1 protein-coding gene is annotated in these 8,531 nt (G+C 69.8%); it reads left to right on the forward strand.

The features are described 5' to 3' along the window. Positions 1-8,531, forward strand: an 8,531-nt coding sequence (locus ABZ896_RS50750; protein WP_360945661.1) for a LamG-like jellyroll fold domain-containing protein, incomplete at both ends; no start/stop codon positions are given.

The following is an 8,531-nucleotide window of genomic DNA, read 5'->3' on the forward strand; positions in this document are numbered from 1 at the left end:
GGGGCAGCTCGACGCCTGGCGGGCGCCCAGCGCCCAGGCGAAGAAGGAACGTTCCGCCAGCGTCGCCGCCGGCTTCGACGCGAGGACCAGCAAGCGGGTCGCCGCCAAGTCCGGTGCGAAGTTCGACTACTTCCAGAACGCCGACGGCTCCTTCACCCGCAAGATGTCCGAGAACCGGATCAACTACCAGGACAAGTCCGGTACTTGGCAGTCGATCGACACCGGTGTGGCCCAGCGCTCCGACGGCCGCTGGCACGAGCGGTCCAACTCCCTCGGGGTGTCCTTCGCGCCCGCCACCGGCACGGCCCGGACCGGCGGAACCGTCGAACCGGCCGCCTTCACCTGGAAGACGACGGCCGCCGACGACACCCCGAGCCCCAGCCCGTCCGTCACCTCCGGCACCTCCGCGCAGGGCGACCTCGCCACCCTGACCCTCTCCGACAGCGAGTCGGTCTCCTGGTCGCTGGCCGGCGCGAGCGCGGTCACCGGCACCGCCTCGGGCGACTCCGACTCCGTCACCTACGACGGCGTCCTCCCCGACACCGACCTGGTGCTCGCCCCCACCGCCGACGGCGTCAAGGAGTCCCTGGTCCTGAACTCGGCGGACGCGCCGACCAGTTGGGTCTTCCCCATGGCCCTGAAGGGGCTGAGCCTGACCACCGCCTCGGACGGCACGGTCGAACTCGTCGACGCCGGCGGCACGGTGATGGCCACCCTCCCGCAGCCCTTCGCCCGCGACTCGTACGTCGACCCCGCCACCGGCGAGTCCCACGACAACTGGGCCATGACCTACAGCGTCACCCAGGTCGACGGCACGCCCGCCGTGAAGATGACCCTGGACCCCTCCTGGCTCGCCGGATCCGACATCGCCTTCCCGGTGACCGTGGACCCGACGATGACGGTGACCACCGCCGGGCAGACCCTGACGACGTACGTCTACTACCCGAACACCGCCGACTACTCGTCCGACACGATCCTGCGCGTCGGCACCCCGGACGGCGGCTCGTACATCGGGCAGGCGTTCATGAAGTTCCTCGGGCTGCCGGACACCGACGGGTACCACATCACCGACGCCGACCTGCATCTGTTCAACGTGTGGGCGTACACGTGCAGTTCGTCCACCTCGTACAACGTGTATCCGATCACCGAGCAGTGGTGGGTGACCGGCCAGAAGTCCTGGTCGGACCGGCCCGCCACGTCCTCCTCCATAGGCACCTGGTCGGGGACGGTCTCCGACACGGTGTGCGGCAACACCTCGGTGTCCACCGGCACCGGCCAGTGGCAGACCACCGACCTGGACACCGACTGGTTCCAGAAGATCGCCCTCGGCCAGACGGAGAACTACGGTCTGTCGGTCTTCTCCTCGGCAACGAGCTCGAACCAGTGGAAGAAGTTCGACTCGGACCAGGTCGACAGCCACTCGCCCTACATCACGGTGACGTACAGCAAGAACTCCGCCCCGGACATCGAACACACCTATCCCAAGGCGAACTTCACCTCCCCCTCGCTGCGCCCGCAGCTCCAGGTCAAGGCGGTCGACCCGGACTCCTGGCCCACCACCCCGCTCAAGTACGACTTCGCCGTCTACTCCTCCTCCGGTACGCAGATCGACACCTCCGGCTGGCAGACCTCCACCAAGTGGACCGTGCCGTCAGGGGACTTGGACTGGTCGAAGTCGTACTACTGGACGGTCTCCGCGAACGACGGCTGGTCCACCACGACCAGCGCCACCCAGTCCCTGTCCACACTGGTGGCGCAGCCCCTGATCGCCTCCCGTCTCGCGCAGAACGGTGGGCACGGCTACGACGAGGAGGCGGGCAACTTCACCACGGCCGCCACCGACGCCTCCGTCTCCACCGTCGGCCCGTCCCTGGACGTCACCCGCTCCTACAACTCCCTGGACACCAGCACCTCGGGGGCGTTCGGCGCGGGCTGGTCGGCGCTCGCGGACATGCGCGCGGTCATGGACGACGACGGCTCCAAGAGCGTGGTCGTCACCGACGACGGCGGCAAGCGCCAGCGCTGGGGCTGGTCTGCGTCCGGATACGCCCCGCCCATCGGTACATACGGCACCTTCAAGGCGCTGTCCGCCGGGTACTCGCTGACCGAGACCTCGGGCACGACGTACACCTTCGGCACCTCGGGCGGCACCAACATCTGGCTGCTGTCGCAGATCAAGACGCACGCCGGGCTGACCGAGTCGCTCACCTACGACTCCTCGCACCGGCTGAGCACCGTCAAGAGCGACGTCTCCGGGCGCACCCTGTTCCTCACCTGGGCCAAGCCGTCGAGCGCCGCCCACTACCACGTGCAGACGGTCACCACGGACGCGGCCACCAGCGGAGACACCTCCACCGCGGCCCTGTGGAGCTACGGCTACACCGGCGACCGGCTCACCTCCGTCTGCCCGCCGACCGCGACCAGCCCGGCGACCGCGTCGACCTCCTGCCACGCCTACACCTACGTCGACGGCTCCAACTACCCCTCCGCCGCCCTGGACGCCGATCCCAGCGGCTACTGGCGACTCGACGAGGCCTCCGGCGCCACCACCGCCGCCTCCTCGGTGCTCGCCAACGAGCAGACGGACGCGGGCAGTTACAAGAACGCCACGCTCGGCTCCACCGTCGGCCCGCTCACCGGCTCCTCGGCCACCGCCACCACCCTCGCCGGCACCGGCTACGTCAAGGTCCCGGCCGGGCTGCTGCACGCCAGCACCACCAGGGCGGTCTCCCTGTGGTTCAAGACGGCCAAGAAGGGCGTCCTGATCGGCGACCAGTCCAAGGCGGTCGGCGGCACCACGGCCTCCGGCACCTGGACACCTGTGCTGTACGTGGGTTCGGACGGCAAGCTGCGCGGTCACTGGTGGAGCGTCAGCGGCTCCGGCAGCTCCGACTTCGGCTCCACGAGCACCGTCACGGACAACGCCTGGCACCACGCGGTGCTCAGCTCGGACGGCGCCACGCAGACCCTCTACCTGGACGGCGTCAAGCAGGACACCTTCTCGGGTACGCCCGACGATCAGGACAACGTCTACACCTACATCGGCGCCGGGTTCGCCACCTCCTGGATCGACTCCCCGGGCGACGTCAGCTACTTCACCGGCTCCCTCGCCGACGTCTCTTTCTACAGCCACCCGATCACCGCCTCCCAGGCCGGCGACCTGTACGCGAGCGGCACCGCGAGCGCGGCCCTGCTCACCAAGGCGGCGAGCCCGACCGGTCGTACCGTCGCGGCGGTCTCGTACGACACCGCGGCCGACCGGCTGACCGACGTCACCGACGAGCACGGCGGCACCTGGCACCTCGGCACCCCGACGGTGGCCGGCTCCAGCGCCGTCTTCCGCGGCACGGTGCTCGGCGCCGACCCGGCCGGGTACTGGCAGCTCGGCGACGCCGACGACGGCGGCTCCGCGACCTACGCGGCCGACGAGGTCAACGGCGGCGACGGCACGTACAACAACGTCACCCTCGGCGTCAGCGGGCCCTTCGGTGCGAAGGACAGCACCGCGAGCACCGCCGCCTCCTTCGACGGCACCGACTCCTACGTCTCCGTCCCGCCCGAGCTGCTGCACTCCGGTACCAAGCGCTCGGTGGGCATCTGGTTCAAGACCTCCACCTCCGGTGTGCTGATCGGCGACCAGTCGGTGCAAATCGACGGGGCCACGGCGGCCTCCGGTAGCTGGACGCCGGTGCTGTACGTCGGCTCGGACGGCAAGCTGCACGGCCACTGGTGGAGCGTGAGCGGCTCCGGCAGCTCCGACTTCGGCTCCACCGGGAAGGTCAACGACAACTCCTGGCACTACGCGGTCCTCAGCTGCGACGACGACAGCCAGGCGATGTTCCTCGACGGCACCAAGCAGGACACCTTCTCCGGCACCCCGAACGACCAGTCCAACGCCTACACCTACATCGGCGCGGGCTTCGCCAAGAGCTGGCTCGACTCCCCGGGCGAGGTCAGCTACTTCAAGGGCTCGCTCGCCGAAGTCGCCTTCTACGACCACAATCTGACGTCGGCTCAGGTGGCGGGCCAGTGGAACGCCTACAAGCAGTCCACGGGCACCATCGCCACCGAGTCCGTGGACGTGACGGACCCCGGCCATCACACGCTGACCAGTACCTACGACCTGTCCGACGGCGGCCGGATGCTGACCGACACGGACGGCACGGGGGCCACCACCTCCTACGGCTACGACACCTCGGGCTTCCTCTACACGACGACCGACGGCAACGGGGACGTGACCACCACCGGCCACAACTCCCGCGGTGACGTGGTCTCCCGCACCACCTGCCAGGACCAGTCGGCCTCCAAGTGCTCGACCTCGTACTTCACTTACTACCTGAACGCCGACTCCGACACGGACCCGCGCAACGACCAGCTGCTCACCTCGTCCGACGGGCGGTCGTCGAGCTCCACGGACACCACTTACCGGACCGTCAACACCTATGACACCAACGGCAATCAGCTGACCTCGACCACTCCGGCGGTCACGGGCCACAGCGCCGGCCTGACGACGAAGAAGACGTACACCACGACCAGTACGGCCGGTTACGTCTCCGGGACGGTCGCCCCGGCCGGGCTGCTCGCGTCCACGACCACGCCCGGCGGCGCGGTGACGTCGTACCTCTACTACGCGAACGGCGATCTGGCGCAGGCGACTTCACCGCTCGGCCTGATCACCCGCTTCACCTACGACTCCCTCGGCCGGGTGCTGACGAAGACCGAGATCTCGGACACCTACCCGGCGGCCCTGGTCACGCGCTACACCTACGACGCGCTCGGCAGGACCCTCACGGAGCTGGACCCCGGCACGACGAACGCCGTGAACCAGGCCGTCGTCCACACCGCCCTGACCACCAACTCCTATGACGCGGACGGCCATACGCTCAGCACGGCCGTCTCCGACACCACCGGCGGGGACACCACCCGTACGACGTCCCGGACGTACGACGCCTTCGGACAGCTGAAGTCGGTCACCGATCCCGAGCAGTACACGACCTCGTACACCTACGACAGTTACGGCAACAAGACGGGCGAGACCGATCCGGACGGGCAGGTGTACGCCTACACGTACAACGCCGCCGGCAGCCCGCTGACCACGACGCTGACCGACTACACCGGCTCCGACGACACCGCCGACGACCCGGCCGCCAAGCTGCTGGAGACCCGGACGTACGACGAGGGCGGGCGGCTGTACACGGTCACCGACGCGATCGGGGTGACCACCACCTACGCCTACTACGACAACGGCCTGATCGAGCAGTCGACCCGCACCGGCTCCTTGGGCACCGCCTACGTCGACGAGCAGGACACCTACGACGACGCGGGCAACCTCACGGCGCGGACCACGGCGGGCGGCACCCTCACCACGACGTACACCGTGGACGCCGCCGACCGCACGACCGCCACCACGGCCGACCCGGGCACGCTCGCCCGGAGCACCGCGTACACCTTCGACGCGGACTCCCACGTCCTGACCTCCGCGCAGACCGACGCGGCCGGGGACCCCGCCCAGAAGTGGACGTACACCTATGACGCGGCGGGCGACCCGCTCTCCGCCGCCCAGTACGTCGACAGCTCCCTCACCCTCACCACGAAGGCGACCTACGACGACCGCGGCCTGAAGGTCACCTCGACCGACGCGCAGAACCAGGTCACCTCCTACGCCAACGACGAGGCGGGGCGCCTCACTTCGACCACGAGTCCGGCGATCACCGCGACCACACCCGGCACGGGCGCGACGGCCCAGGTGTACCCGGTCACCCTCAACGGCTACGACACCTTCGGCGACCGCACCGAGGCCGAGGACCCGGGCGGCCGTATCACCGCCACCGCATACGACCGGGACGGCCGGAAGACCGGCACGACTCTGCCGTCGTACAACGGCACTTCGGCCACCACCGCCTGGACCTACGACGCCGAGGGCGATGTCCTGAGCGAGACCGACGCCAAGGGCGAGACCGACTACGCCTACGACCAGTTGGGCGACCTGGTCAAGCAGACCAACCCGGCGATCACGATCTCCGGCACCGCCACCCGGGGCACCGTCACCTCCGCCTACGACCTCGCCGGCAACCGCCTCACCGAGACCTCGCCCTACGGCTCCGTCACCCACCACACCTACGACGACCTCGGCCGTGCGAGCGGCACCTGGGCGTACGTGTACACCTCGGCCGGCGCCCAGACGAAGCAGGAGACCGACAGCACGTACAACAGCGCCGGGCTGGTCGCGCGGACCGCCTCGGTCAGCGGGGTCACCGCGAACTACACCTACGACGCCCTGGGCCGCACCCACACGGTGGCCGACACCACCGGCGACACCACCACGTACACCTACGACCTGCGCGACGACGTCACCAAGACGCTGCTGCCGGACCGGACCGCGCAGACGGCCGGTTACGACGCGGCCGGGCGCCGGACCGCCACCGCGAACCTGGACTCCGCCGGCACCGTGCTGTCGTCGACCTCGGCGACGTACACGGACGACGGTCTCCTCAAGACCGCCACCGACGCCCGTCACCACACGACGAGTTACGCGTACGACGCCCTCGGCGACCTCACCCAGCAGACCGAGCCGGTCGGCGACTCCGCCTCCCTCACCACGAAGTTCGGCTACGACGCGGCCGGGCACCGCACCTCGTACACCGACGGCAACGGCGCCACCACGTACTACACCTACAACGCGCTGGGCCTGCCCGCGAGCAAGGAGGTCCCGGCCGTCGCCGGTCACACCTCCGACGCCGACCGGACCACCGGCTACACCTACGACGAGCGCGGCCGCCTCGTGACCCAGACCGACCCCGGCGGCGTCACGACGACCAACACCTACGACGCCCTCGACGACCTCACCGGACAGAGCGCCACGGGCGCCGACGCGCCCACCGCCACCCGCACCTTCCAGTACTCCCTCAACGGCGACCTGGTGGCCTCGGCGGTCGGCGACACCTGGGAGTACTACGACACCAACGCCCGCGGCGACATCCTCAACACCTCGGGCCAGGCGGGCAGTTCGTCCTTCACCTACGACGCCGACGAGTCCCCGCTCACCCGCACCGACGCCTCCGGCACCAGCACCTACACCTACGACAGCGACGGCCGGCTCAGCACCGACACGGACGCGGCGACCGGCACGACACTGACGTACGGCTACAACAGCCTGTCGCAGACCAGGACGGTCGCCTACGGCGGCTCGGGCGACGTGCGCACCTTCGGCTACGACTCCCAGCACCGCGAGAAGACCGACACCCTCGCCACCGCCTCCGGCACCACCGTCGCCTCGGTCGCCTACGACTGGGACGACAACGGCAACCTCACCGGCAGGACCACGACCGGGGTGCAGGGCGCCTCCAGCAACACCTATGCCTACGACTACGCGAACCGCCTCACCTCCTGGACCTCCGGGTCCACGACCACCGGCTACACCTACGACGCCGACGGCAACCGGCTGACGGCGGGCTCGACGACGTACACGTACGACGCGCGGGACGAGCTGGTGTCGGACGGGACGCACAACTACACCTACACGGCGCGCGGCACCCTCGCCGCCAGGGACGCCACGACGTACACCTTCGACGCGTACGGCCAGCGGATCACGGCGGGTTCGACGGCGTCCTCGTACGACGCGCTGGGTCGCGCCGTCACGGTCGGCTCGACGCACCTCTCCTACTCCGGCACCGCCAACGACGTCGCCTCCGACGGCGCCACGGCCTACAGCCGGGACCCCTCCGGTGCCCTCACCGGCGAGTCCTCGGCGAGCGGGGCCACCCTCGCGCTGACCGACCTGCACAGCGACCTCATCGGCCAGTTCACCGCGACCGGCACCGCGTTGACCGGTTCCGCGAGCTACGACCCGTGGGGCACGGCCATCGCCTCCACGCTCACCGGAAGCGTCGGTTACCAGAGCGGGTTCACGGACGCGGCGACCGGCGACGTGAACATGCACGCGCGGTGGTACACGCCGGGCACCGGGAGCTTCGACTCCGCGGACACGGTGGAGAACTCGGCGGTGGGGGAGAGCGCGGACGCCAACCCGTACGGATACGCCGGCGATGATCCGCTCACCAGGACCGACCCCAGCGGGCACTGCTTCTGGGACTTGTGCATCGGTGAGGCCGAGGGTGCCTACCTCCTGGGCTCGGCCCTGATCGGCGCCTGCATCGCGTACTGCTCCAGCCTCTCCCAGAGCATCTCCGACGGCTTGAACTCGCTGTCCTCCTGGGGTTCGTCCAGCTCCTCGTCCCACAGCCACGCCTCCTCGTCCGCCGCGAGCCACTCCAGCGCCGCGACGAGCAGCTACGGGATGTGCGCCGAGGTGTGGTCGATGTCCTGCCAGCAGCGCTACAACCACAGCCGCTCCAGCGGCGGCAGCCGGTCCTCCGGGGGCGGTGGCGGAGGTGGGGGCGGCGGTGGCGGCGGCTACTGCGGTTACTGCGGAGGGGGTGGCGGCGGGGGCGGCGTGAGCGCGGCCGAGGCCGCGGCGAGGGCTTCACCGCGCCCAAGGCCGGGCGGCAGACCTTCCAGATGCACAACACCGG

Origin of the sequence: Streptomyces sp. NPDC047072 (assembly GCF_040643855.1) — a bacterium.
Lineage (GTDB): Bacteria > Actinomycetota > Actinomycetes > Streptomycetales > Streptomycetaceae > Streptomyces.